25 protein-coding genes are annotated in these 22999 nt (G+C 63.1%); 12 read left to right on the plus strand and 13 right to left on the minus strand.

The features are described 5' to 3' along the window. Window positions 1-180: 180 nt before the first annotated feature. A complete protein-coding gene (mnmE, locus tag OHD62_RS00285) occupies window positions 181-1503 on the minus strand; it encodes a tRNA uridine-5-carboxymethylaminomethyl(34) synthesis GTPase MnmE (protein ID WP_263780203.1) in 1323 nt (440 codons plus the stop codon). A 62-nt stretch (window positions 1504-1565) separates the two neighbouring features. On the opposite strand from mnmE, the gene OHD62_RS00290 reads away from it, so the two are divergent. Both OHD62_RS00290 and OHD62_RS00295 read left to right on the plus strand, forming a co-directional pair. Continuing rightward, a complete protein-coding gene (locus OHD62_RS00290) occupies window positions 1566-3590 on the plus strand; it encodes a thioredoxin domain-containing protein (protein WP_263780204.1) in 2025 nt (674 codons plus the stop codon). A 194-nt stretch (window positions 3591-3784) separates the two neighbouring features. Further along, window positions 3785-4072 carry a GIY-YIG nuclease family protein gene (locus OHD62_RS00295; RefSeq protein WP_263782245.1) on the plus strand — a complete coding sequence of 96 codons (288 nt, stop codon included), beginning with the start codon at window positions 3785-3787 and terminating at the stop codon, window positions 4070-4072. 237 nt (window positions 4073-4309) lie between these two features. On the opposite strand, the gene rho is transcribed toward OHD62_RS00295, so the two are convergent. The 3 genes from rho to hemE all read right to left on the minus strand — a co-directional run bounded on the left by rho (window position 4310) and on the right by hemE (window position 7324). Next, a complete protein-coding gene (rho, locus tag OHD62_RS00300; RefSeq protein WP_006326593.1) occupies window positions 4310-5575 on the minus strand; it encodes a transcription termination factor Rho in 1266 nt (421 codons plus the stop codon). Window positions 5576-5750: 175 nt separating this feature from the next. Next, window positions 5751-6293, minus strand: a complete 543-nt coding sequence (hemJ, locus tag OHD62_RS00305) for a protoporphyrinogen oxidase HemJ (RefSeq protein WP_412177349.1) — start codon at window positions 6291-6293, stop codon at window positions 5751-5753. Between the two features lie 2 nt (window positions 6294-6295). Further along, window positions 6296-7324: a uroporphyrinogen decarboxylase gene (hemE, locus tag OHD62_RS00310; protein WP_263780206.1), complete on the minus strand. Its 1029-nt coding sequence runs from the start codon at window positions 7322-7324 to the stop codon at window positions 6296-6298. 758 nt (window positions 7325-8082) lie between these two features. On the opposite strand from hemE, the gene OHD62_RS00315 reads away from it, so the two are divergent. The 5 genes from OHD62_RS00315 to dnaQ all read left to right on the plus strand — a co-directional run bounded on the left by OHD62_RS00315 (window position 8083) and on the right by dnaQ (window position 12081). Continuing rightward, window positions 8083-8904: a pyruvate, water dikinase regulatory protein gene (locus OHD62_RS00315; protein ID WP_263780207.1), complete on the plus strand. Its 822-nt coding sequence runs from the start codon at window positions 8083-8085 to the stop codon at window positions 8902-8904. Window positions 8905-9279: 375 nt separating this feature from the next. After that, window positions 9280-9879: a Maf-like protein gene (locus tag OHD62_RS00320; RefSeq protein WP_263780208.1), complete on the plus strand. Its 600-nt coding sequence runs from the start codon at window positions 9280-9282 to the stop codon at window positions 9877-9879. Further along, complete coding sequence (locus OHD62_RS00325) at window positions 9872-10711, plus strand: shikimate dehydrogenase (protein WP_263780209.1); 840 nt, start codon at window positions 9872-9874, stop codon at window positions 10709-10711. Before OHD62_RS00320 ends, OHD62_RS00325 begins: the two co-directional genes overlap by 8 nt. Further along, a complete protein-coding gene (gene coaE, locus OHD62_RS00330; RefSeq protein ID WP_263780210.1) occupies window positions 10708-11304 on the plus strand; it encodes a dephospho-CoA kinase in 597 nt (198 codons plus the stop codon). The genes OHD62_RS00325 and coaE overlap by 4 nt, the downstream gene beginning before the upstream one ends. A gap of 66 nt (window positions 11305-11370) precedes the next feature. Next, a complete protein-coding gene (gene dnaQ, locus OHD62_RS00335) occupies window positions 11371-12081 on the plus strand; it encodes a DNA polymerase III subunit epsilon (RefSeq protein WP_263780211.1) in 711 nt (236 codons plus the stop codon). A gap of 239 nt (window positions 12082-12320) precedes the next feature. Here dnaQ and secB read toward each other — a convergent pair whose 3' ends face one another. Continuing rightward, complete coding sequence (secB, locus tag OHD62_RS00340) at window positions 12321-12821, minus strand: protein-export chaperone SecB (RefSeq protein WP_263780212.1); 501 nt, start codon at window positions 12819-12821, stop codon at window positions 12321-12323. Window positions 12822-12915: 94 nt separating this feature from the next. Further along, complete coding sequence (locus OHD62_RS00345; RefSeq protein ID WP_263780213.1) at window positions 12916-13416, minus strand: FxsA family protein; 501 nt, start codon at window positions 13414-13416, stop codon at window positions 12916-12918. A gap of 198 nt (window positions 13417-13614) precedes the next feature. Here OHD62_RS00345 and OHD62_RS00350 point away from each other — a divergent pair, with 198 nt between their 5' ends. The 4 genes from OHD62_RS00350 to OHD62_RS00365 all read left to right on the plus strand — a co-directional run bounded on the left by OHD62_RS00350 (window position 13615) and on the right by OHD62_RS00365 (window position 16483). Then, window positions 13615-14319, plus strand: coding sequence for a Tim44/TimA family putative adaptor protein (locus tag OHD62_RS00350; RefSeq protein WP_263780214.1), 705 nt, complete (start codon window positions 13615-13617; stop codon window positions 14317-14319). 21 nt (window positions 14320-14340) lie between these two features. Further along, entirely contained in the window at window positions 14341-15465 is a 1125-nt protein-coding gene (locus OHD62_RS00355) for a murein transglycosylase A (RefSeq protein ID WP_263780215.1), read from the plus strand. After that, entirely contained in the window at window positions 15462-15986 is a 525-nt protein-coding gene (locus OHD62_RS00360) for a Smr/MutS family protein (protein ID WP_263780216.1), read from the plus strand. Before OHD62_RS00355 ends, OHD62_RS00360 begins: the two co-directional genes overlap by 4 nt. Window positions 15987-16114: 128 nt before the next feature. Continuing rightward, window positions 16115-16483 carry a helix-turn-helix domain-containing protein gene (locus OHD62_RS00365; protein ID WP_263780217.1) on the plus strand — a complete coding sequence of 123 codons (369 nt, stop codon included), beginning with the start codon at window positions 16115-16117 and terminating at the stop codon, window positions 16481-16483. Between the two features lie 108 nt (window positions 16484-16591). On the opposite strand, the gene OHD62_RS00370 is transcribed toward OHD62_RS00365, so the two are convergent. From OHD62_RS00370 to OHD62_RS00385, 4 genes are all read right to left on the minus strand, one after another. Continuing rightward, on the minus strand, window positions 16592-16816 hold the full coding sequence (locus OHD62_RS00370; protein WP_263780218.1) for a hypothetical protein: 225 nt from the start codon (window positions 16814-16816) through the stop codon (window positions 16592-16594). Between the two features lie 239 nt (window positions 16817-17055). Further along, window positions 17056-17673 carry a transglutaminase-like cysteine peptidase gene (locus OHD62_RS00375; protein WP_263780219.1) on the minus strand — a complete coding sequence of 206 codons (618 nt, stop codon included), beginning with the start codon at window positions 17671-17673 and terminating at the stop codon, window positions 17056-17058. A 156-nt stretch (window positions 17674-17829) separates the two neighbouring features. Further along, entirely contained in the window at window positions 17830-19107 is a 1278-nt protein-coding gene (locus OHD62_RS00380; protein ID WP_263780220.1) for a polyhydroxyalkanoate depolymerase, read from the minus strand. Window positions 19108-19322: 215 nt separating this feature from the next. Beyond that, window positions 19323-19682, minus strand: coding sequence for a septal ring lytic transglycosylase RlpA family protein (locus OHD62_RS00385; RefSeq protein ID WP_263780221.1), 360 nt, complete (start codon window positions 19680-19682; stop codon window positions 19323-19325). 311 nt (window positions 19683-19993) lie between these two features. Here OHD62_RS00385 and OHD62_RS00390 point away from each other — a divergent pair, with 311 nt between their 5' ends. Further along, the gene (locus OHD62_RS00390) at window positions 19994-20182 is read left to right on the plus strand and encodes a hypothetical protein (RefSeq protein ID WP_263780222.1); all 189 of its coding nucleotides are present in this window, start codon (window positions 19994-19996) and stop codon (window positions 20180-20182) included. Between the two features lie 40 nt (window positions 20183-20222). Here OHD62_RS00390 and OHD62_RS00395 read toward each other — a convergent pair whose 3' ends face one another. From OHD62_RS00395 to ssuD, 3 genes are read right to left on the minus strand one after another with little or no spacing between them, the layout of a single operon-like run. Then, entirely contained in the window at window positions 20223-21020 is a 798-nt protein-coding gene (locus OHD62_RS00395) for an ATP-binding cassette domain-containing protein (RefSeq protein WP_263780223.1), read from the minus strand. Between the two features lie 10 nt (window positions 21021-21030). Next, window positions 21031-21801: an ABC transporter permease subunit gene (locus tag OHD62_RS00400; protein WP_412177350.1), complete on the minus strand. Its 771-nt coding sequence runs from the start codon at window positions 21799-21801 to the stop codon at window positions 21031-21033. Window positions 21802-21818: 17 nt separating this feature from the next. Beyond that, window positions 21819-22988 carry an FMNH2-dependent alkanesulfonate monooxygenase gene (gene ssuD, locus OHD62_RS00405; RefSeq protein ID WP_263780225.1) on the minus strand — a complete coding sequence of 390 codons (1170 nt, stop codon included), beginning with the start codon at window positions 22986-22988 and terminating at the stop codon, window positions 21819-21821. Window positions 22989-22999 lie beyond the last annotated feature (11 nt).

Below are 22999 nucleotides of genomic sequence, written 5' to 3' on the forward strand. Positions count from 1 at the left end.
CGATCAATCCAATCGGGCGAGGGTGCGGTACAGGCCATTCTGGACCGCTGTCTCTCTCGGAGGTGACGGCATGGATCCTAGGGTCTGCGCTCCGCTTCGCGTCACTTCGCCCTAGGATGACGAGACCGCATGTTTCACGTGAATCACCTCGGGGCCTGCTGTCGCACTGTTTCACGTGAGTCACTTCCCGATGCAGAACTGCGAAAAAATGACATCCAGTAGATCCTCGACGTCCACCGATCCGACGATTCGCCCGAGCCGGTCCGCCGCCAGGCGCAAATCCTCCGCACGCAGCTCCTGCCCGCGCCCATCCTCGGTCAGGGCCGCAAGCAGAAAGCGTTTCGTCTCGTTGAGAAGTTCGACATGCCGCAGCCGCGACGGCAGGATATCGCCAGCCTGCCCGATTTCCGCCGCGGCGCGGCGCCCGATCTCTTCCAGCAATTCCGACACACCGCTGCCATTCAGGACCGAAATAGCCGCATCGTAAGCTGCGGCCGGCGACAGCGGCAGGATCAGATCGGCTTTTGTTCCAATCTTTAACACTGGGGCATTGGTTGGTATCGCGCCGACTGAGACCGGATTGGCCATGTCCTCCAGCACCAGCAGAAGGTCGGCGCCATGCGCCTTTGCGCGCGCCTTCTCTATGCCGATCGCCTCAACCTTGCCCGGCGCCTCGCGCAGACCAGCCGTGTCGGTCACCCTTACCCGCATCCCCTGGAGATCCAGCACCACTTCAAGCAGATCGCGGGTCGTGCCGGGCTCATCGGTGACGATCGCCGCCTCGCGCCGGGCCAGTGCGTTGAACAGGCTGGATTTTCCGGCATTCGGCGCGCCGAGGATAACGACTTCGAACCCATCGCGAATGATCTCGGCGGCCCGGAACCCTTCGACATGATGGCCGATCTCGTCAATCATTGCCCCGACATCCGAACACACCGCCTCGGCCACCGAACCGGGTACATCATCCTCATCGGCAAAGTCGATCTCGGCCTCGATCATCGCCCGGGCGTGGATGAGCCGCCGGCGCCAGCCAAGATAGAGCTCGCTCTGCGCGCCCTCGGCATTCCGCACCGCAAAGCGCCGCTGTGCCTCGGTCTCGGCGTTAACGAGATCGGCCAGCGCCTCGGTCTCGACCAGGTCGACCTTGCCATTGAGAAACGCGCGCCGGGTGAATTCGCCGGGCTCGGCATGCCTGACGCCGTCAAGCCCCGTGATCGTCTCCAGCATTTTAGCGGCGACGGCGCGGCCGCCATGAACATGGAACTCGGCGACATCCTCGCCGGTAAAGCTGTGGGGAGCGGGGAAGAAGACAATCAACCCGGTATCGAGCAAGGTTCCATCTGGTGCGCGGAGCTTGCGCAGCGTCGCGATGCGGTCCTTAACCATAGTACCGGCAATCGTTTCGACTACGAATCGAGTCTGCGCGCCCGAAATGCGGATCACGGCGATGCCGGCGGGCAGGCGGCCGCTGGAAAGAGCAACAATGGAATCGCCTGAAATCATTTGCCCGCTCTCATGAAGCGCCCTAGCTATGCCTGTTCAATCCCTTTTCCGCCGAGTTGCCCGTGACATTGCCCGCGCAAAACCTGCTTGCCGAAGAAGCCAGCCCCTATCTGCAGCAGCATAGCGGCAATCCGGTGCATTGGCGGGCCTGGTCGCCCGCGGCACTTGCCGAAGCCAAGGCCCTGGAGCGGCCGATCCTGCTCTCCGTCGGCTATGCCGCCTGCCACTGGTGCCACGTCATGGCGCATGAGAGCTTCGAGAACGACGACGTCGCCGCCGTCATGAACCGTCTCTTCGTCAATATCAAGGTCGACCGCGAGGAGCGGCCGGACATCGACCAGATCTACATGGCCGCGCTGTCTTCGATGGGCGAGCAGGGCGGCTGGCCGCTGACCATGTTCCTGACCCCGGACGGCAAGCCGTTCTGGGGCGGCACCTATTTCCCGCGCGAGGCGCGCTACGGCCGCCCAGGCTTCATCCAGGTGATGGAAGCGGTCGACAAGGCCTGGCGCGACAAGCGGCCAAGCCTCAACCAGAGCGCCGACGGCTTGACCAATCATGTCGAGGCGCGGCTGGCCGGCGCCCATGCCAAGGCCGTGCTCGACCGCGACACGCTGGCGACACTCGCCAATGGCATTGACGGTATGATCGACAGGGAATTGGGCGGCCTGCGCGGCGCGCCCAAATTCCCCAATGCATCCTTCATGCACACCCTCTGGCTGTCCTGGCTGCGCGACGGCGCCACACCCCATCGCGACGCCGTGCTGCTCAGCCTCGAAAAGATGCTGGCCGGCGGCATCTATGACCATGTCGGCGGCGGCCTGAGCCGTTACTCGACCGATGCTGAGTGGCTGGTGCCGCATTTCGAAAAGATGCTCTACGACAACGCCCAGTCCATCCGCCTGTGCAACTGGGCCTATGCGGCATCAGGCAATGATTTGTTCCGGATACGAATCGAAGAGACGATAGACTGGCTGTTGCGCGAGATGCGCGTCGAAGGCGGCGCCTTCGCTGCAAGCCTCGATGCCGACAGCGACGGCGAGGAGGGGCTTTTCTACACCTGGGGCCGGGATGAGATCGAAGCCGTCCTTGGCGACGAATCAGCCTTGTTTTTAAAATACTTCACGCTTTCCAGGCCGCATGGCTGGGAAGGCAAGCCGATCCTTCATCAGACGGCTGCCCAGCAGCTGCAAAGCGTCGCCGATCATGACCGGCTCGTTCCCTTAAAGGAAAGATTGCTGACAGCGAGAGAAAACCGCGTCAGGCCTGGTCGCGACGGCAAGGCCCTGACCGACTGGAACGGCCTGATGATCGCCGCGCTTGCCGAAGCGGGGCGATCTCTTGGCCGGGCCGACTGGATCGAAGCGGCTGAAATTGCGTTTGCCCACATCGCCGATGCCGGCCAGGATGGCCGGTTGCCGCATTCTATGCTTGGCGCCAAGAAACTGTTTCCCGCCCTGTCCAGCGACTATGCCGCCATGACCAACGCCGCGATTGCACTGTCCGAGGCCACCGGCAAGTCGAAATACGTCGAGCGGGCAGGCGAATTCAGCAAACAGCTCGACCACTGGCACCAGGATGGTGACAAGACCGGCTACTATCTGACCGCGTCGGACAGCACCGATGTGCCGATCCGCATCAGGGGCGATGTCGACGAAGCCGTTTCCTCGGCCACCGGCCAGATCATCGAGGCTTTGGTTCGGTTGTCTTCCATCACCGGCGATCTCGATCTCCAGGAACGGACCTGGAAGGTCGCCGAACACGCTGCCGGCCGCGCCGCCCACCAGACCTATGGCCAGGCCGGCATCGTCAATGCCTGCGCACTGGCGCTCGAACCGCTGAAGCTGGTGATCGTGGATAGTCCGGAAAACCCAAGGCTTGTTCCGGTTGCGAATCGAAATCCAGACCCGCGCCGGGTCGATATTGTGGTGAGGGTCGGAACGGAAGTGAATCGGCCGACATTGCCCGGTGGTATCCTGCCGCCAACCAATAAGCCCGGCGCGTGGCTGTGCACCGGGCAGGTGTGCTTGCCAGTGGTGACGGAAGCCGAAGAGCTGGAGCGCCTCTTGCGTCGTCCCTCTGGTTGATTGACCGCCGCCGGTGGACTCGCCAATCTCAAACGTCCGCGAAGCCGCAGTTTACCATGCCTTCGTCATCCTAGGGCGGAGCAAGGAGCAAAGCGACGCAGCGCAGACCCTAGGATCCATGCCGTGACATTGGTCGTAGAATGCGGCGGATCAGAATGGCGCTTGTGCGCATCGACGCTCGCTACCCTGAAACCATGACCGGCTACGTCTACATGACCGCGAGCCAGAAGCGCGGCACGATCTACATTGGCGTTACCAATGATCTCGGCCGCCGCATGCCGGAGCACAAATCCGGCCAAGGTTCGTGCTTCGCCAGCCGCTACGGTGTGCAGCGTCTGGTCTGGTGCGAGGAATACTTCGACATCACCGACGCTATTCAACGCGAGAAATCCCTGAAGCGTTGGCCGCGCCAATGGAAAATCGACCTGATCGAGAAGATCAATCCGGAGTGGTTCGAGCTTTTTCGCGGGACGGGATGGTAGCGTTCGGTTCTGGTCCGCCGGAGAACTGCCGCAAGGTAACGGCATGGATCCTGGGGTCTGCGCCGCGTCGCTGCGCTCCTTGCTCCGCCCTGGGATGACGAAGGGAGGGATGTTTCGGCTAATCTCCAATGTTGGCGATTAGCCCTGAAAGCAACTATCGACGTTCGCTGCCGAGGAATTGGTGAAGATGAAAGCAACTGCTGGCTGCCACCAGTTGCTCTCGTGATCAGTCACCGCCTACGTGTTCATCGAATCGAAGAAATCGGCATTTGTCTTGGTCTGCTTCAGCTTGTCGATCAGGAACTCGATCGCGTCGGTCGTTCCCATCGGTGCCAGGATGCGGCGCAGCACGAAGACCTTCTGCAGGTCCTGCTTGGAGACCAGAAGGTCTTCCTTGCGGGTGCCGGACTTCAGGATGTCCATGGCCGGATAGATGCGCTTGTCGGCCACCTTGCGGTCAAGCTGGATTTCGCAGTTGCCGGTGCCCTTGAACTCTTCGAAGATGACTTCGTCCATGCGGCTGCCGGTATCGATCAGCGCGGTGGCGATGATGGTCAGCGAGCCGCCTTCCTCGATGTTGCGGGCGGCGCCGAAGAAGCGCTTCGGCCGCTGCAGCGCATTGGCGTCGACACCGCCGGTCAGCACCTTGCCGGATGACGGCACCACGGTGTTGTAGGCGCGGCCCAGCCGCGTGATCGAATCGAGTAGGATGACGACGTCGCGGCCATGCTCAACCAGGCGCTTGGCCTTCTCGATCACCATTTCGGCGACCTGGACGTGGCGCACCGCCGGCTCGTCGAAGGTCGAGGAGATCACCTCGCCCTTCACCGAGCGCTGCATGTCGGTCACTTCCTCCGGCCGCTCGTCGATCAAAAGCACGATCAGGTAGCACTCCGGATGGTTGGCGGTGATCGAGTGGGCGATGTTCTGCATCAGCACGGTCTTGCCTGTACGCGGCTGCGCGTTGATCAGAGCCCGCTGGCCCTTGCCGATCGGCGCCACCAGGTCGATGACGCGCGCCGAGATGTCCTTGCTGGTCGGATTGTCGATCTCCATCTTCAGCCGTTTGGTCGGATAGAGCGGCGTCAGATTATCGAAATGGATCTTGTGGCGGATCTTCTCGGGATCGTCGAAATTGATGGTGTTGACCTTGAGCAGGGCGAAATAGCGTTCGCCTTCCTTCGGGCTGCGGATCGGCCCTTCGACGGTATCGCCGGTCTTCAGCGAAAAGCGGCGGATCTGCGAGGGCGAGATATAGATATCGTCGGGACCCGGCAGATAATTGGCATTGGCCGAGCGCAGGAAGCCGAAACCGTCCTGCAGCACCTCGACGACGCCGTCGCCGATGATCTCTATCTCCTGGGCGGCCAGTTTCTTCAGGATGGCGAACATCAGCTCCTGCTTGCGCATGACGCTGGCGTTCTCGACCTCGAGCGATTCGGCATAGGCGATCAGCTCTGGTGGTTTCTTGTTCTTGAACTCGGTGAGTTTCATTTCTTGCATAGACGGACTCTGAATCGGATTTGGGAAAAAATATCGGCGGGATGCGACAAATGCCGGGCGCGGCCGAAAGCGATGAAGGGGCGGCGCATGACGGGAAGGAAGACCCGTCTTTTATCGTCGGTCGGGTGAAAGAGCAAGCCGCCTTTTGCTGGTTACCCAGCAGCACCAAGATGCGTCAGAACGGCTTCACGATAACCAGCACGACAATGACGATCATCAGCAATGTGGGGATCTCATTGACGATCCGCCAGTGCCGCGCGGGCTTTTCGTTGCGATCCTCGGCGAATTTTCGCACTGCGCCCGCCAGATAGCCGTGAACGGCCGAGAGGCCAAGCACCGCGGCGATCTTAGCATGCAGCCAGCCGCCCTGAAAACCGAAGCCTTTCCAGGCCAGCCAGAGGCCGAACGCCCAGCTGACGACCATCGCCGGATTGATGATGCCGCGCAGCAGGCGGCGCTCCATCACCTTGAAGGTTTCCGACTGCACCGAGCCCTTCTCCACGTCGGCATGATAGACCAGCAGCCGCGGCAGATAGAGCATGCCGGCCATCCACGAGATGACGGCAATCACATGGATCGCCTTTGCCCAGGGATAGAAATCCTCCGGCCCGAACAGGAACAGCAGCCCGGCCAGAACGAGGAAAACGGCAATCGCGATTGCCGCACGGCGCATCGCCGCTCCGCCGCTATTGGCGCCCTGGCTGCCTTTTCCCATCATCGTCATGATGCGTTCCTCACCAGTCTCACCATCTGCTCGACATGCGCCAGCGGCGTCTCCGGCGTGATGCCATGGCCGAGATTGAAGATCAGCGGCCCATTGCCCAACGCCTTCAGGATCGCCTCTATGCCCTCGGCAAGCGCCTTGCCGCCGGCTACCAGCCGCAATGGGTCGAGATTGCCCTGGACAGCGCCATCCCGCTGCAACTCTTGCGCCGCCGTCAGCGGCACGGTCCAGTCGAGGCCAAGGCCGGTCACGCCGGTCTTCCGGCGATAGCTCCGATAGTGATCGCCGGCGCCCTTGGGAAAGCCGATGATCGGAACATCGGGATGGACGGCTCGAACCTGCCTGACGATCTCCGCCACTGGCTGCACACAGAACAGTTCGAAAGACGCCTCGTCGAGCACGCCGGACCATGAGTCAAAAATCTGCACCACATCAGCGCCGGCCTCGATCTGGCGGATCAGATAGGCGGCGGAATGATCGGCCAGCACTTTCAGCAGGCGCAAGAAAGCCGCAGGCTCACGATAGGCGAACAGCCGCGCCGGCGCCTGGTCGGGCGTGCCATGGCCGGCAATCATGTAGGTCGCCACCGTCCACGGTGCGCCGCAAAAGCCGATCAGCGTCGTCTCGCTGGGCAATTTCGCCCGCAACCGGCGAACCGCCTCGTAGACCGGTTCGAGATTCACGTGAAACGTTTCGCCATCGAGAGCCGAAATCTCGGCCGCCGAGATCGGCGTCAGCAAAGGCCCACGGCCTTCCTCGAAGCGCACGTCGCGGCCCAGCGCATGCGGCACGACAAGGATATCGGAAAACAGGATCGAAGCGTCGAAGCCAAAGCGCTCGATCGGCTGCAGCGTGACCTCGACGGCAAGATCCGGATTGTAGCAAAGATCAAGGAACGAGCCGGCGCGTTTACGGGTCTCCCGGTATTCCGGCAGATAGCGGCCGGCCTGACGCATCATCCAGAGCGGCGGCGGCGATGTCGTCTTGCCCTTCAGCACGTCCAGCATGATGCGGTTCTCAGGCATTCAGCACTCGCCTCTCCGGTGTAGTGAGCTTCGTCATCCCAGGGCGTAGCAGGAACGAAGCGACGTTGCGGAGACCCTGGGATCCTTGCCGTGACCTCTGCGATACACGAAAGCGAATCAGAATCGAGTGCTTCTTCGCATCAGCAGGCGGATACAGTCGCCATTCCGAACCGCTGCATTCCTCGACCAATGTCACGGCATGGATCCCAGGGTCTGCGCTCCGCTTCGCGTTCGCTCCGCCCTGGGATGACGAAGGCTGGGTGGCCTGCAGCCAATCGCGAACGTTAGTGATCGGCGGTTGAAGGCCGGTCTGCAACGATCGTTCATGATCCCTTTTAGGCCAGGTCAAAGAGCCAAATCCTCTGCCTCTCCAGGCTTCTCTATAATCAAATATTCTATTTCTAAGATTCTTCTGATTCTAAGAGTCTGTTGGTTGTGGTGGTTGCAACCTGTCCCGCTTTACCCCGGCAAAGGCCAGCCAGCATATTGTCGCGCGCTCCGCCGACAGGATTGTATGACTTTGTGGAAGGCCGGGAATCTCCAACTGGATTCAATGCGTTATCTCCGGCCCGAGGAAAACGGCCCTGTGGATGATACGAAGGCAAAAGCAACCGTCCACGGATTTGTCCCCAGCGGTCCGGCGAAGCCGACAGCGCATCGAATTGTGGACAAACCGGCATCTGATACAGTCCCACCCAACCGGGCGATCTTTCCGTCCAGCCTTATCCACATCGGCCCACAGCTTGGAATGACCCCCTGTGAACAAACCCCAGAGCTTCTTTCACCTTCATCTGATTTCCGATGCCACTGGCGAAACGCTGCTCGCCGCTGGCCGCGCGGCGTCGGCGCAATACAAGGATGCGCGCGCCATCGAGCATATCTATCCGCTCATCCGCACCGAAAAGCAGGTGACGAAGGTCTTCGAGGATATTGAGGAGGAGCCTGGCATCGTCCTTTATACCGTCGTCGACCAGAAGCTCGCCCGCGGCATCGATGAGCGCTGCGCCACCATGGGCCTGCCCTGTGTCTCGGTGCTGGAGCCGGTGCTGACGGTGTTCCAATCCTATCTCGGCACGCCGGCGGGCCGCCGCGTCGGCGCGCAGCATGTGCTCGACGCCGACTATTTCCGCCGCATCGACGCGCTCAACTTCACCATGGACCATGATGACGGCCAGCTGCCGGCCAATATGGATGATGCCGACGTCGTGCTGATCGGCATCTCGCGCACTTCGAAGACGCCGACCAGCATCTATCTCGCCAATCGCGGCATCAAGACCGCCAACATCCCGATCGTGCTTGGCGTGCCGGTGCCGGAAAGCTTGGTCTACGCCAAGACACCTCTGATCGTTGGACTGGTCGCCACCGCCGAGCGCATCTCGCAGGTCCGCCAGAACCGCATCCTCGGCAACACAAGTTCCTATGAACCGACCGACTATGTCGACCGTGCCGCGATCAACGAGGAGCTTGCCTATGCCCGCCAGATCTGCACCCGGCATGGCTGGCCGATGATCGATGTCAGCCGCCGCTCGATCGAGGAAACGGCAGCGGCGATCGTTGCCCTGCGGGGCAAGAACAGATAATTGGGGCCGTGCGACGCATTGCTAACTCCACCGCCGCGTAGCTCGAAAGGTCACGGCATGGATCCTAGGGTCTGCGCCGCGTCGCTTCGCTCCTTGCTTCGCCCTAGGATGACGAAGGGACGATCGTCTCAGCCAATCTCGAAGGTTTGCGACTTGCCAGCATCGTCACTTCCTATGCGGCGTCACACCTGCCAATCTCTGACGGTTGAGATTAGCCGTAGACTGTTATGCCTTCGTCATCCTAGGGCGGAGCAGGAGCGAAGCTCCGTCGCGAAGACCCTAGGATCCATGCCGTTACGGTGGCCAAGGGGTGCGGCGGCCGCTAGCGCCCCACTCTGCAAGCATCTCAACCACGGGTAATCGGGCGCGAAAACCATGACTGAAAAAATCATCCTCGCTTCGGGCAGTCCGTTCCGCAAGGCGATGCTCGTCAATGCCGGCGTCGCCATCGAGGAGGTTCCGCCTGAAGTCGATGAACGCGCTCTCGAAGCGCCGTTGCAGGACAGTGGCATTTCGCCGGAGGACGTTGCTCTCGTGCTCGCCGAGGCCAAGGCCACCGAGGTCAGCGAGCGCCGGCCCGGCGCCCTGGTGCTCGGCTGCGACCAGACGCTGTCGCTCGGTGACGAAGTGTTCCACAAGCCGGCCGATATGGAAGGCGCGCGCCGCCATCTCCTGGCGCTGTCGGGCAAGACCCATCAGCTCAACAGCGCCGCGGTGCTTGCCCGCGACGGCGAGATTCTATGGCGCCATGTCGGTGTCGCCAGCCTGACCATGCGAAAACTCGATCCTGCCTTCATCGGCCGCCATCTGGCGCGCGTCGGCGCCAAGGCGCTGGCCAGCGTCGGCGCCTATCAGATCGAGGGCGAAGGCATCCAGCTCTTTGAAAGAATCGAGGGCGACTATTTCACGATTGTCGGCCTGCCGCTGCTGCCGGTGCTGGCGAAGCTGCGCGAACTTGGAGCCATCGATGGCTGAGGCGTCGAAAAAAGCCTTCGTCACCGGCCATCCGATCGCGCATTCGCGGTCGCCGAAGATCCATGGCCATTGGCTGGCCAAATACGGCATCGACGGCAGCTACCAGGCGATCGACGTCGCGCCGGCCGACTTTGCCGACTTCGTGCAGACGCTCGAGGCGAATGGCTACCGGGGCGGCAACGTCACCATTCCGCACAAGGAGGCGGCGTTCGCGCTTGTCTCGCGCCGCGACGATGCGGCCGAAGCGATCCGCGCCGTCAACACGCTGTGGTTCGAGGATGGCACCCTGTGGGGAGGCAACACCGACGGCCACGGCTTTGCCGCCAATCTCGACGAGCACGCGCCGGGCTGGGCCGGCAACGGCCCGGCCGTGGTGCTCGGCGCGGGCGGCGCGTCGCGCGCGGTCATCCATGCGCTGATCGAGCGTGGCGTGAGCGACATCCGCATTGTCAACCGGACGCTGGCGAGGGCTGAAGAGCTCAGCCATCGCTTCGGTGCCGGTGTTTCCGCGCATGGCGTGGCAGCAACCAGCGAGCTGCTTACCGATGCCGGTCTGCTGGTCAACACCACGGCACTTGGCATGCATGGCAATGAGGGCCTGTCCGCCGACCCGGCTGGTCTGCCGGCCCATGCGCTGGTCACCGACCTCGTCTATGTGCCGCTGGAAACGCCGCTTCTTGCCGCGGCCAGGGCGCGCGGCCTGAAGACTGTCGACGGGCTCGGCATGCTGCTGCACCAGGCCGTGCCCGGCTTCGAGCGCTGGTTTGGCGTGCGGCCCGAAGTGACCGCCGAACTCAGGCGGATGATCGTTGCCGATCTTGGTGTCAAATGATCGTGCTCGGCCTTACCGGATCGATCGGCATGGGCAAGTCGACCACGGCAAAGATGTTCGCCGAGGCGGGCGTGCCGGTGCACGATTCCGACGAAGCGGTGCATCGTCTCTACGCCGGCAAGGCCGCGCCGCTGGTGGAAGCCGCCTTTCCGGGAACCACCGTCTCCGGTTCTGTCGACCGCGCGAAGCTGGCCGAGTACGTGCTCGGCGATGCCGCGGCTTTGAAACGGCTGGAAGCGATCATCCACCCGCTGGTGCGGGCCGATGCCGATGCCTTCCTGGCCAGGAACCGCGCCGCCGGCGCGCCGCTTGTCGTGCTCGATATCCCGTTGCTGTTCGAGACCGGCGGCCGGGGCAGGGTCGACAAGGTCGTGGTCGTCACCGCGCCGGCCGACATCCAGCGCGCCCGCGTGTTGGCGCGTCCCGGCATGAGCAAGACCAAGCTGGCGGCGATCCTGGCCAAGCAGGTTCCCGATGCCGAAAAGCGTCGGCAGGCCGATTTCATTATCGATACCGGCCTGGGTTTCGAGGCCGCGCGCGCCGCGGTTGCTTCGATCATCGGCGAACTGACCGGGGATAAGTCCGGCTCCTGACGCCAGCTTCTCTATTGCCATTTTGTTCTGGTGTATGATTCTGCGTCTTCAGGACGGATTGATTCGATGCGCGAGATCATCTTCGATACGGAAACCACCGGTCTCGATTCCCGCGAGGATCGCGTCATCGAGCTTGGCGGCGTCGAACTGGTCAACCGCTTCCCGACCGGCCGCACCTTCCATCACTACATCAATCCGCAGGGCCGCCCGATCCATGCCGAGGCGCAGGCGGTGCATGGTATCAGCGCCGCCGACCTTGTCGGCAAGCCGACCTTCAGCGACATCGCCGAGGAGTTTCTCGCCTTCATCGACGGCGCCAAGCTGGTCGCTCACAATGCGACGTTCGACATCGGCTTCCTCAACCTCGAATTCGGCCGTCTTGGCCATCCGGTTATCGATCCCGGCCGTGTCGTCGACACGCTGGCGCTGGCGCGCCGCAGGCATCCGATGGGTCCCAATTCGCTGGATGCGCTGTGCCGGCGCTACGGCATCGACAATGGCCGCCGTACCAAGCACGGCGCGCTGCTCGATTCGGAATTGCTGGCCGAAGTCTATATCGAGCTCATCGGCGGCAAGCAGGCGGCGCTCATCCTCGATAGCGTGGCGGTACAGGTCAACGGTGCGGGCGAAGTCGCCGACATCGACATCTCCATCGCCGCCAGGCCGATCGCCCTGCCGCCGCGCCTGACCGATGCCGAGCACGCCGCCCATGCCAGCCTGGTCGGTACGCTCGGTGAAAAGGCGCTCTGGCTGAAGGTGGCGATGGGGCAGAGGTAGCGTTCCTTCGCGCCCCCCTCTGTCCTGCCGGACATCTCCCCCACGAGGGGGGAGATTGGCAGCTTCGGCGATCGCGCCTCCCTTCCAACGTTGGAGATTGGCGAAAGCCGACGTGACGTCCGATCTCCCCCCATGTGTGGGAGATGTCCGGCAGGACAGAGAGGGGCGCTGTCCCGCTGGCGTCTCAAAACAAAAACCCGGCGCGAGGCCGGGTTTTTCAGAAGCCACGGTAGCCTACCTCAGCTCACCTGGACCTTGGCGGCGGCCTGGTCTTCGGCCAGCTTCTGCTGGAACATCTGCGCGAAATCGATCGGGTCGAGCATCAGCGGCGGGAAGCCGCCATTGCGCGTCGCCTCGGCGATGATCTGCCTGGCGAACGGGAACAGGAGCCGCGGGCATTCGATGAACAGGATCGGCAGCATGTGTTCCTGCGGGAAGCCGCTGATGGCGAACACGCCGCCATAGACCAGCTCGACATTGAACAGCACTTCCTGGTCGAAGGACGCCTTGGCGTTCAGCGTCAAGTTGACGTCGAATTGCTTGTCGGAAAGCGGGTTGGCGTTGACATTGACGTTGATGGCGATGCCGGGGGCCTTGTCGCGGCCGCGCAGCGAGTTCGGCGCGCCGGGGCTTTCGAAGGAAAGATCCTTCACATACTGGGCGAGCACGTTGAGCGAGGGCTGCGCCGTCTCGCCGTTGCCATTGGCCGCGCCGGTCGGCGCGTCGTCATTGCTGGCCATTAGCTGTTGTCCTTTTGCCTCGGCAGCGTTGCTGCCGGATTGAAATCGGGCGTTCGCTACCATGGTCGGCATGACAAGACAAGTTTTGCAGGCGCTATTCGTCCTTGAGGCGGCGCCAGGGAGAATTGTGATCGGGGCCGCGCGAATAATCGTCCTCCCGCGAATAATCGCCGTCGTCCAGGTCGATGACCTTGTCGCGGGGGCGGGTCCGGAACCCGCCGGCGCCGAAATCGGTCGCCAGCACGATGCGGCCTTTCAGCATCCGCCAGGCGAGATCGCGAACCATTGGCAGCAGCAACAGAATGGCGAAAATATCGGTGATGAAGCCAGGGATGATGAGCAGGATGGCGGCCAGCACGATCATGGCGCCATGCGCCAGCTGGCGGCTTGGGTCGCGTCCGGCGTCCATTTCGGCACGCACGCGCGCCATGACGCCAAAGCCCTGGTGCCGGAGCAGCAGCATGCCCGCCACGCTCGAAGCCAGCACCAGCCCGACCGTCGCCAGCGCGCCGACCTGGCGGCCGACAACGACGAAACCTGCGATCTCCAGCAGCGGGAGCGCCAGCAGGAAGAGGGGGAACAGCGAAATGCGCAAGTCTTGACCGATCGTTTCCGTGTTTTGCCGGCCGGCGGGCAATCGCCGCTGGCACTGGGCCTGTTAGATAGGTATGCCTGCCTTTGATTTGAATGATTGCAGCTTGCGTTCTATATGCTTTGGATGTTGAACGCTATGCGACCGCCGCTCTTGCTTGGTGCGCGGTCCGGCCGGAGTAGGGATTGATTGGCGGAAGATATGGGATTCTTCGACTTCGGCACGATTTTCTTTCTGATCGCGGCGGTGGTGATCTTTTTCCAGCTGCGTAACGTGCTCGGCCGCCGGACTGGCAGCGAACGCCCGCCCTTCGATCCCTATACGGCAAGCCGTACGGATAAGGACGCCGCCCAGAAGCCCGAGAACGTGGTCTCGCTGCCGCGCAAGCGGGCGCCGGGAGAGCCGGCGGGCGACATTTATGCGGCGATAGACGCCTTCGCCAAGCCCGACACCGATCTCAACAAGGGCCTGCGGACGATCAAGGACAATGATCCGACATTCGAGCCGAAGACCTTCGTCGATGGCGCCAAGATGGCCTATGAGATGATCGTCATGGCTTATGCCGACGGCGACCGCAAAACGCTGAAGAACCTGTTGTCGCGCGAGGTCTATGACGGTTTTGTCGCGGCAATCGGCGAACGCGAGGCGAAATCGGAAAAGATCCAGTCCTCCTTCGTCGGCATTGACAAGGCCGACATCGTTTCCGCCGAGATGAAGGGCGGCGAGGCGCATATCACCCTGCGCATCGTCAGCGAACTGATTTCGGCGACCCGCGACAAGGCCGGTGCGGTCATCGACGGCGATCCCGAGACCGTCGCCGAGGTCAAGGATGTCTGGACCTTCGCCCGCGACACCCGCTCGCGCGATCCGAACTGGAAGCTCGTCGCCACCGAAGAAGAAGATTGAGCTTGGCAGCGGCGGACTGTCGTGTCGCTATCCCCGGCCTTCAGCGAAAAAACTTTCGATGAGCTGCCCGGCTGGACCGAGGACGACCATCTTGCCGCCTTCGTCGCCCTTCGCCGCTCGGCCTTCCATGTCCTGACCAGGCCCTATCGCTCCGGCACCCTCGGTGTCGATTTCAGCGCCTTTGCCCAGGCCTATGCGGAAGCGCGTGCCGTTTCGCCGGCGAATCGGTCCCCATTTTCGAATCGGAAGCAGGCGCGGGACTTCTTCGAGCGCAATTTTGTTCCGGCACATATAGCTTCGGAAGACGGCCGCGCGGGCCTCGTCACCGGCTTCTATGAACCCGTGGTCGAGGCCTCGCCGGTCCGCACCGAACGATTTGTCGTGCCGCTGCTGTCCCGCCCGGCGGATCTCATCGATATCGATGACGCCAACCGGCCTTCCGGCATGGATCCCTATCTCGCCTTCGGCCGCGAAACGCCGGCCGGACCGATCGAGTATTTCGACCGCGGCGAGATCGAACGTGGTGCGCTGCGGGACAAAGCCCTGGAAATCGCCTGGCTCGCCGACAAGGTCGACGCCTTCTTCATCCATGTGCAGGGATCCGCGCGGCTCGCCATGACCGACGGCCGGCTTTGCCGCGTCACCTATGCCGCCAAATCCGGCCAGCGCTTTACCGGAGCTGGCAAGATCCTGGCTGCATCAGGCGAAATCCCGTTGGAAAAGGTGACGATGCAGTCGATCCGCGCCTGGTTCAAGGCGCATCCGGACCGTGTCGACGAGATCCTGTGGCAGAACCGTTCCTATATTTTCTTTCGCGAGGCGGCTGTCGAAGACCTGGAGCTCGGCCCGATCGCCGCCGCCAAAGTGCCGCTGACGCCGGGCCGCTCGGTCGCGGTCGACCGCCTGCTCCACACATTCGGCACGCCCTTCTACATCGACGCACCATCGCTGATGGCTTTCGGCAAAAAACCGTTCCGGCGGCTGATGATTGCGCAGGACACCGGCTCGGCCATCACCGGACCCGCTCGCGGCGACCTGTTCGCCGGATCGGGCGATGCCGCCGGCGAGATCGCCGGCGTCGTTCGCAACGCCGCCGACTTTTATGCGCTGATCCCGCGCCAACTCGTTTCGGGGGCGGTGTCGTGACCCGCCGCAGCGACCGGCTGAGCGAGGACGACCGCGTCCTGTGGAACCTTGTGGCGCGCACGGCCAAGCCGTTGAAGGGCCGAACCGCCGTCGACATCCCGGACTTCGGCGTTGAAGCCAAGCCAGCCTCGCCGCCGGCTCCAGCTGCAGCCACCCTGGCCGGCACGCCAAAACCCAAGACGCAGCATGTTTCGCATGCGCTCGACGAACCGACGCTGGACAAACTGTCCAAGGGCCGGCTGCCCATCGAAGGCCGCGTCGACCTGCATGGCCTGACCCAGGACGAAGCCTATTCGCTGTTGTTTTCCTTCCTGCACCGGGCGCATGCCGGCGGCATCCGCTATGTGCTGGTGATCACCGGCAAGGGGTCGTCCTCGGGCGGCGACGGCGTTTTGCGGCGCGCCGTGCCGGCCTGGCTGTCGACGCCCGCATTCAGGCCACTCGTCTCCAGCCACGACCATGCCGCGCGCAATCATGGCGGTTCGGGCGCGCTCTATGTCCGCTTGCGGCGGGTGCGCTAGGCAATTCCAGGAAAAGTGTGAAACGGTTTTCCGTCCGGAATTGCGCAAAAAAAGAGATTAGAGCGGTTCGGCGTTCCGTGAACCGGTGAACTGCTCTATATGAGGAGAGGCCTCATGAGGACGCAACTGTGACCCCGTTCGGCGAAAAGCTGCGCCAACTGCGCGGCGAACGCGGCGTCAGCCAGAAGGCCATGGCCGAGGCGATCGGCGTCAGCGCCGCCTATCTGTCGGCGCTGGAGCATGGCCGCCGCGGCGCGCCGACCTGGACGCTGATCCAGAAGATCATCGGCTATTTCAACATCATCTGGGACGATGCGGAGGAGTTGGCGCGGCTGGCCGAGAGCTCGCATCCGCGCGTGAAGCTCGACACGTCGGGCCTGACGCCCGCCGCCACCGAGCTTGCCAATCTTCTGGCCGAAAACATCGAAAAACTGGACGAAGCGGAGCTTCGCCGCATCACCGCATCGATCCGCGCAGCACTTGGCCGACGGGCTTAAGCAGACGATGACGCCAGGGGGCGCGAGTTCGCCTGCACTGTGGCGCAGACACTCGCTCCACAATAAAGCGATGCCCGCCGGCGGGGAGCCAGCGGGCATGTGGCGGGATTACTTTGCGCCGGCCTGGCCGCCACGACCACCACGATCGCCATGGTCGCGACCGCCGTTTCCACCGCCCAGGCAGTTCGCGTCGCCTTCGCCGCAACAGCGGCCGCTCCACAGGTCGTTGGTCGAGGTCTTGCCACAGCTGACGGTCTGGTCGGCCAAAGCGGATCCGGCCAGCGACAATACCGCGATGGCGGCGAGAAGGGTATTTCGCAAAAGTGCAGTCATCTGAATTCTCCGTGGGTTGTGTTTTCCATCTACGGCCATGTGTCGTTGGCCAAGACGATTTGGTTCACGGAGAATGCGAAAATTTTTTCAGGGGGTCAGCGCTTGAACCGAGGCTGTAGAACGTGGTTGCCCGGCAGGGCAGAGGGGGGTGGGAAGGATCGCTACGTATGCCAGTAGCTGACAGCTATGGCATGGATCGCAGGGTCTGCGCTCCGCTCTTCGCGTTAGCTCCGCTTAAACTACTGGACCGAGCCGACCAGAACCTGCTGGCCACCACGGATCGAGACCCAGCGGCCGGTATTGTCGATTGCCTGCCGCTTGAGGAAACGGTAACCGGTCTGGTCCCATGACAGGACCTTGGTGTTCAGATTGTCGAGGATGTAGTCGCCCTTGGTGGTGCGCACCGTCAGCACCGCGTGGCCCTCGCCGTCGGACTTGCGCACGACGGTCATCAGCAGGTCGGCGAACGACACGCCGAGGCGGTTCAACTCGCGGCGCTTTTCCAGGACATAGTCCTCGCAGTCGCCGACGCCCTTGTCAGGATAGGCCCAGACCTCGTCCTTGCCGTAGATCTCAAAGTCGCTCTCCGGCTTGACGGCGGCGTTGACCCTGTCATTGACGCCGATCATCTTGCGCCAGAGCGAGCCGGTCATTGCGGCGGGGTTGAGATCAGCCGGGCGGATCGAGCACTCGCCCGGATTGGCCTTGCAGAAATCGTAATGACCGATCGGTTGCGATGTCGGACCACCGGTCACCATTGGACTGGCCGCCAGAGCCGCCGTCGCCCAACCTCCCGAAATCGCCAGCCCGGCTACAACGCACCGGCGCAGCTGTCTCGCCACCCTTGAGGAAATCATTGTCCCCGCTCGTCCCTTTGTTGTTAACGAAACGTTAAGGGCGATTTACACTCCGTGTCAATTATGCAAACGGCGAGAATTTTGACATGGTTACCGGCATGGCCGAAAAAGCGGCTATTGTGCAACAGCCTGCCGCCCGACCTGCCGCCCCTTGGCCTATCGCTTGGTGGCGCGCACCAGCCTCGGTTTCGCCGCAACGCGGGTCTGGCGGCCATAGCTGGTGATGAAGTCGACGATGCGCGGCACGATTTCGGAGCGGAAGCGCGAGCCGTTGAAGACGCCGTAGTGGCCGACCGCCGGCTGCATGTAGTGGGCATGCCTGTCGGCGGGGATGTTGACGCACAGATCGTGCGCCGCCTTCGTCTGGCCGAGACCGGAAATATCGTCGTTCTCGCCCTCGACCGTGAACAGGGCGACATTGCGGATATCAGACGGATCGATTGCCACGCCGCGATGTGTCATCTCGCCCTTGGGCAGGGCATGGCGGACGAACACGGTGTCGACGGTCTGCAGGTAGAACTCCGCCGTCAGGTCCATCACCGCCAGATATTCGTCATAGAAATCGCGGTGCTTCTCGGCATTGTCGCCATCATGCTTCACCAGATGCATGAAGAAGTCCTTGTGGGCGATGATGTGGCGGTCGAGATTCATGCTCATGAAGCCCGAGAGCTGGAGGAAGCCGGGATAGACCTCGCGGCCGAAGCCCGGCACCGGCCAGGGCGCCTGCAGGATGACATTGTCGCGGAACCAGTCGATGCCCTTTTCCTCGGCCAGAAGGTTGACCGCGGTCGGATTGCGGCGCGTGTCGATCGGCCCGCCCATCAGCGTCATCGTCGAGGGAACGAACGGGTCGCCCCGCGTTTCCATCAGCGCCACCGCCGCCAGCACCGGCACCGAAGGCTGGCACACCGCCATGACATGGGTGTCGGGGCCTAGCGCATGCAGCATGTCGACGATGTAATCGATATAGTCGTCGAGGTCGAAGCTGCCCTCGCTGAGCGGCACCATGCGGGCGTCGACCCAGTCGGTGATGTGCACATCGGCGTGAGGCAGCATCGCCTCGACCGTGCCGCGCAAAAGCGTTGCGTAGTGGCCGGACATCGGCGCCACGATCAGCAGCTTCGGGTCAGGCCGGCGCCCGGCGGGAACGGCCCGCTCGAAACGGACCAGATTGCAGAAAGGCCGCGACCAGACGGTTTTTTCGGTCACGTCGACATTCTTCCAGTCGACGACCGTCTTCGCCAGGCCGAACTGCGGCTTGCCGTAGCGGCGCGTGGTGCGTTCGAACAATTCGGCCGCCGCGGCGACCGAACGGCCCCAATGCGTGTGTGAAAACGGATTGAGCGGGTTGGTGTAGAGCAGGCGCACCGCATCGGCATAAAGGCGCGCCGGCTGCACGGCTGCGTGGTTCAGTTCGTAGAGCTGGTAGAACATCGGAACCCCGCGGCTGCTGCACCAAGAGGACGACGGGCAGCGCCGAACCCTAAAATGTCTGCCGGGGAGGTTAGCAACAAATTGCTGCAATGCAATACGTCATGTCGCGTGACTTATGCTTATCCTTTCGTCCAACACGTTGTGAATCCGCCTTGAACGGTGAGAGCCGGCTCAGTGTGCGGCTGCGAAGGCGCCGGATGGTATCCGGCGGGCTCTCAGATGCGTGCCATGCATACCGACGTATGGCCCGAGCTGATGAAGCCGAGCCGGCTGGCGGCGCCCTTCGACAGGTCGAGCATGCGCCCCTTGATGAATGGGCCGCGATCGTTGATGCGCACAACGACGCTGCGGCCGTTGTTGCGGTTGGTCACCTTCAGCCTGGTGCCGAAGGGCAGGCTGCGGTGCGCCGCGGTCAGCGCCGAAGGATTCATACGCTCGCCGGAAGCGGTCTTTGAATGCAGCGCGTACCAGGAAGCACGGCCGCACTGGGCAGCGGCGGGGGAGGCGGATGCGCCGACCATCAGGCCAGCCGCCACCGTTACCGCGACAAGCGCGGTCTTGTTGTTCTTCTTCATTTGGAAAGGCTCCGTTGACAGAACCGCGCCGTTAGGTGGCGAATAAGGCAGGAAATGCGGCAAGCATCCGGCAGTTCCGTGGCAAGAGCACACGTTTGGAGTCGCTACGAAACAGTCTGTCAGAGATTTCCAATGCTCTGCCTTGAGTCTTGGCTGATATCCGTGTGGATATCCTGGCTTTCTTCGGCAAGATCGCACGTTAGTAAAGCAATGTAGAAGAGTGCGATTGGATCGCTTTCCTTTCGTATATCATCGCGGTCATGGCGGACGCGATCGACTAAGCCACGATCGACTTGGACAGGAGATTTCCAATGACGAGATTGATCAAGAACCTGCTGGCGCTGGTCGTGCTCGCCGTCGGCGTGCTGTGGTCGCTGCAAGGCATCGGCCTTGTCCAGGGCAGCTTCATGACCGGCCAGTCGCAATGGCTCTATATCGGCATCGTCACCGCGCTGGTCGGCCTGGTGGGGTTGGTGTGGGCGAATCGTTCGCGTATCTGATCGGCCGCGTTGAACCGCGTCCGATTTTCTGGGTCATTTGCTAGCCGAAGAGATGATCCAGTATCTCGCCCTCCAGGCGGGCGAGTTCGGCCGAGCCGCGTCGGCGCGGCCGCGCCACCGGCACGTCGAGATCGAGCGCGATCCGGCCAGCGCTGATCACCACGACGCGGTCGGCCAGCGCGACGGCCTCGGCCACGTCATGCGTGACCAGAACCGCGGTGAATGTCTGGGCGAGCCAGATGCGTTCCAGAAGCTGCTGCATCTCGATCCGGGTCAGGGCGTCGAGCGCGCCCAGCGGCTCGTCGAGCGCCAGAATCGGCGGGTGGCCGATCAGCGCGCGGGCCAACGCCACGCGCTGCTTCTGGCCGCCGGACAGCACCGACGGCCACTCGTCGGCACGGTCGGCGAGGCCGACTTCGCCGAGAATGTCCAATGCGCGCCGCCGGGCTTCAGCGCCCGTGGCGATGCCGGTCAGTCCGACCTCGACATTCCGGACCACGCTGGCCCATGGCAACAGCCGCGGCTCCTGGAACATGAAGCGCGTGCGGCTGTGCCCTTCTTCTTCCGTCCCAAACGTCAGCGATCCGGCCGTCGGCCGGTCAAGCCCGGCGAGAAGCCGCAAAAGCGTGCTCTTGCCGCAGCCGCTCTTGCCGATGACGGCAAGAAATTGCCCGGCGGGAACCTCCAGATCGATGCCGTCGAGCACGATCTTGTCGCCGAAGCGTTTTTCAACGCCCTTGAAGGCGAAGGCGCGCTTTCTCTCGACGGGTTCTGCCGGCCGGGACGGAGGCGGCGTGGCGACGAAGGAGCGGATGGCGGTGAGGCTGGCGGCTGGCATCGGGACAACCTCAGGCGTTCTGGAAGGCGGGATGCCAGCCGAGCGACAGCCGCTCGAGCAGGCGGGCGAAGCTGTCGGCAAGCTTGCCGAGCAGCGCGTAGATCAGGATCGACAGAACGACGACGTCGATCAGCAGGAATTCGCGCGCCTGCATGGCCATGTAGCCGAGGCCCGAACTGGCCGAGATGGTTTCGGCGACGATCAGCGTCAGCCACATGATGCCCAAGGCGTAGCGCAGCCCGACGAAGATCGCCGGCAGCGCGCCTGGAAGAATGACCCGGAAGAACAGCGCCCGGCGATCCATTCCATAGACCCGGCCCATCTCGACCAGTTGCGGGTCGACACTTTGAATGCCGAGCAGCGTGTTGACATAGATCGGAAAGAACACGCCGAGCGCCACCAGGAACAGCTTGGCTTCCTCGTCGATGCCGAACCACAGGATGACCAGCGGTATCAGCGCCAGATGCGGAATGTTGCGGATCATCTGCAGCGTCGTGTCGGTCAGGCCGCGGCTGAGCCGCGACAGTCCGTTGGCAAGGCCGAGCGCGAAGCCGATCGAGCCGCCAATGGCAAAGCCCGATAAGGCCCGTGCGGTGCTGACGCCGATATTGCGGATCAATTCGCCCGAAAGCAGCAGGCGCCAGAACGCCTCGGCGACGGCACTCGGGGCCGGCAGCACGTTGGCCGGCATGACGCCGGCGCGGCTGGCGAGCTCCCATCCGGCGATGACCAGCACCGGCAGCACCCAGCCGATGCCGTTCCTGCCGATGCGCGCGACCAGGGTTGACGCCTGGAGGCTCACGACGAGGCCTGCAGGCGGTTGGCGCCATGGAAGCCGACCGAGAATTCGTTGGCGATGTCCTTGTGCGCCTGAAGCCGCCTGGTGCCGAGGCCAAGCCGCGGGAACAGAAGCTCGGCGACGCGGTAGGCCTCTTCGAGATGCGGATAGCCGGAGCCGATGATCGTGTCGATGCCGATCGCCTGGTATTCGCGGATGCGCTCGACAATCTGCTCCGGTGTGCCGACCAGCGCCGTGCCGGCGCCGCCGCGCACCAGCCCGACGCCGGCCCACAGGCTCGGCGAGACGACGAGCCTGTCGCGGCGGCCGCCATGCAGTTCGGCCATGCGCCGCTGGCCGACCGAGTCCATCTCCTTGAGGAAACGTGCCTGGGCATTCTCGATCTGGGTATCGGTGACATGGCTGATCAGCCTGTCGGCGGCGCGCCAGGCTTCTTCCTCCGTCTCGCGGACGATGAAGTGCAGCCTGATGCCGAAGCGCAGCTTGCGGCCGCGCAAGGCCGCCTTGTTGCGTGCGGAATTGAGTTTCTCGGCGACCTGGGCCGGCGGCTCGCCCCAGGTCAGGTACATGTCGACGAGATCGGCGGCGAGCTCTTGCCCGGCATCCGACGAGCCGCCGAAATAGAGCGGCGGCCGCTCCTGCAGCGGCAGAAGGTCGAGGCGGCCATTCTCGACGCGATAATGCTTACCCTCGAAATTGACACGTTCGCCAGACACCAGCGCGCGCCAGATGGTCAGGAACTCACGCGCCTGCGCATAGCGCTCGTCATGCGCCAGGAACACGCCGTCGCCGGCAAGTTCGGTCGGATTGCCGCCGACCACGACATTGAGCAGCAGGCGGCCATTGCTCAGCCGGTCGAGCGCCGCGGTCTGGCGCGCGGCGAAGGTCGGCAGCGTCACGCCTGGCCTGAGCGCAACGAGGAATTTGAGCTTTTCGGTGAGCGTGGCGAGCCCTGTGGCGGTGATCCAGGAATCCTCGCAATTCTGGCCGGTCGGTAACAACACGCCGGGAAAGCCGAGCCGGTCGACGGCCTGCGCGATTTCCTTGAAGTAGCCGAACTCCGGCGGCCGCTGCTGCTCTTCGGAGCCGAGATAAGAGCCGTCGCCATGCGTCGGGATGAACCAGAAGAAATCGAGCGGCGCGGTTTGCTGGCTGGCCGGAGTACTCATGGCGGGCTTCC

The organism is Mesorhizobium sp. YC-39 (genome assembly GCF_025753795.1).
In the GTDB taxonomy this organism is placed as follows: Bacteria; Pseudomonadota; Alphaproteobacteria; order Rhizobiales; family Rhizobiaceae; genus Mesorhizobium.

Coding starts and splice junctions, on each gene's coding strand:
- mnmE (WP_263780203.1), bottom strand. CDS start 1,503: ATGATTTCAGGCGATTCCATTGTTGCTCTTTCCAGCGGCCGCCTGCCC.
- OHD62_RS00295 (WP_263782245.1), top strand. CDS start 3,785: ATGACCGGCTACGTCTACATGACCGCGAGCCAGAAGCGCGGCACGATC.
- rho (WP_006326593.1), bottom strand. CDS start 5,575: ATGCAAGAAATGAAACTCACCGAGTTCAAGAACAAGAAACCACCAGAG.
- hemJ (WP_412177349.1), bottom strand. CDS start 6,293: ATGATGGGAAAAGGCAGCCAGGGCGCCAATAGCGGCGGAGCGGCGATG.
- hemE (WP_263780206.1), bottom strand. CDS start 7,324: ATGCCTGAGAACCGCATCATGCTGGACGTGCTGAAGGGCAAGACGACA.
- OHD62_RS00320 (WP_263780208.1), top strand. CDS start 9,280: ATGACTGAAAAAATCATCCTCGCTTCGGGCAGTCCGTTCCGCAAGGCG.
- OHD62_RS00325 (WP_263780209.1), top strand. CDS start 9,872: ATGGCTGAGGCGTCGAAAAAAGCCTTCGTCACCGGCCATCCGATCGCG.
- coaE (WP_263780210.1), top strand. CDS start 10,708: ATGATCGTGCTCGGCCTTACCGGATCGATCGGCATGGGCAAGTCGACC.
- dnaQ (WP_263780211.1), top strand. CDS start 11,371: ATGCGCGAGATCATCTTCGATACGGAAACCACCGGTCTCGATTCCCGC.
- secB (WP_263780212.1), bottom strand. CDS start 12,821: ATGGCCAGCAATGACGACGCGCCGACCGGCGCGGCCAATGGCAACGGC.
- OHD62_RS00350 (WP_263780214.1), top strand. CDS start 13,615: ATGGGATTCTTCGACTTCGGCACGATTTTCTTTCTGATCGCGGCGGTG.
- OHD62_RS00370 (WP_263780218.1), bottom strand. CDS start 16,816: ATGACTGCACTTTTGCGAAATACCCTTCTCGCCGCCATCGCGGTATTG.
- OHD62_RS00375 (WP_263780219.1), bottom strand. CDS start 17,673: ATGATTTCCTCAAGGGTGGCGAGACAGCTGCGCCGGTGCGTTGTAGCC.
- OHD62_RS00380 (WP_263780220.1), bottom strand. CDS start 19,107: ATGTTCTACCAGCTCTACGAACTGAACCACGCAGCCGTGCAGCCGGCG.
- OHD62_RS00385 (WP_263780221.1), bottom strand. CDS start 19,682: ATGAAGAAGAACAACAAGACCGCGCTTGTCGCGGTAACGGTGGCGGCT.
- OHD62_RS00390 (WP_263780222.1), top strand. CDS start 19,994: ATGACGAGATTGATCAAGAACCTGCTGGCGCTGGTCGTGCTCGCCGTC.
- OHD62_RS00395 (WP_263780223.1), bottom strand. CDS start 21,020: ATGCCAGCCGCCAGCCTCACCGCCATCCGCTCCTTCGTCGCCACGCCG.
- ssuD (WP_263780225.1), bottom strand. CDS start 22,988: ATGAGTACTCCGGCCAGCCAGCAAACCGCGCCGCTCGATTTCTTCTGG.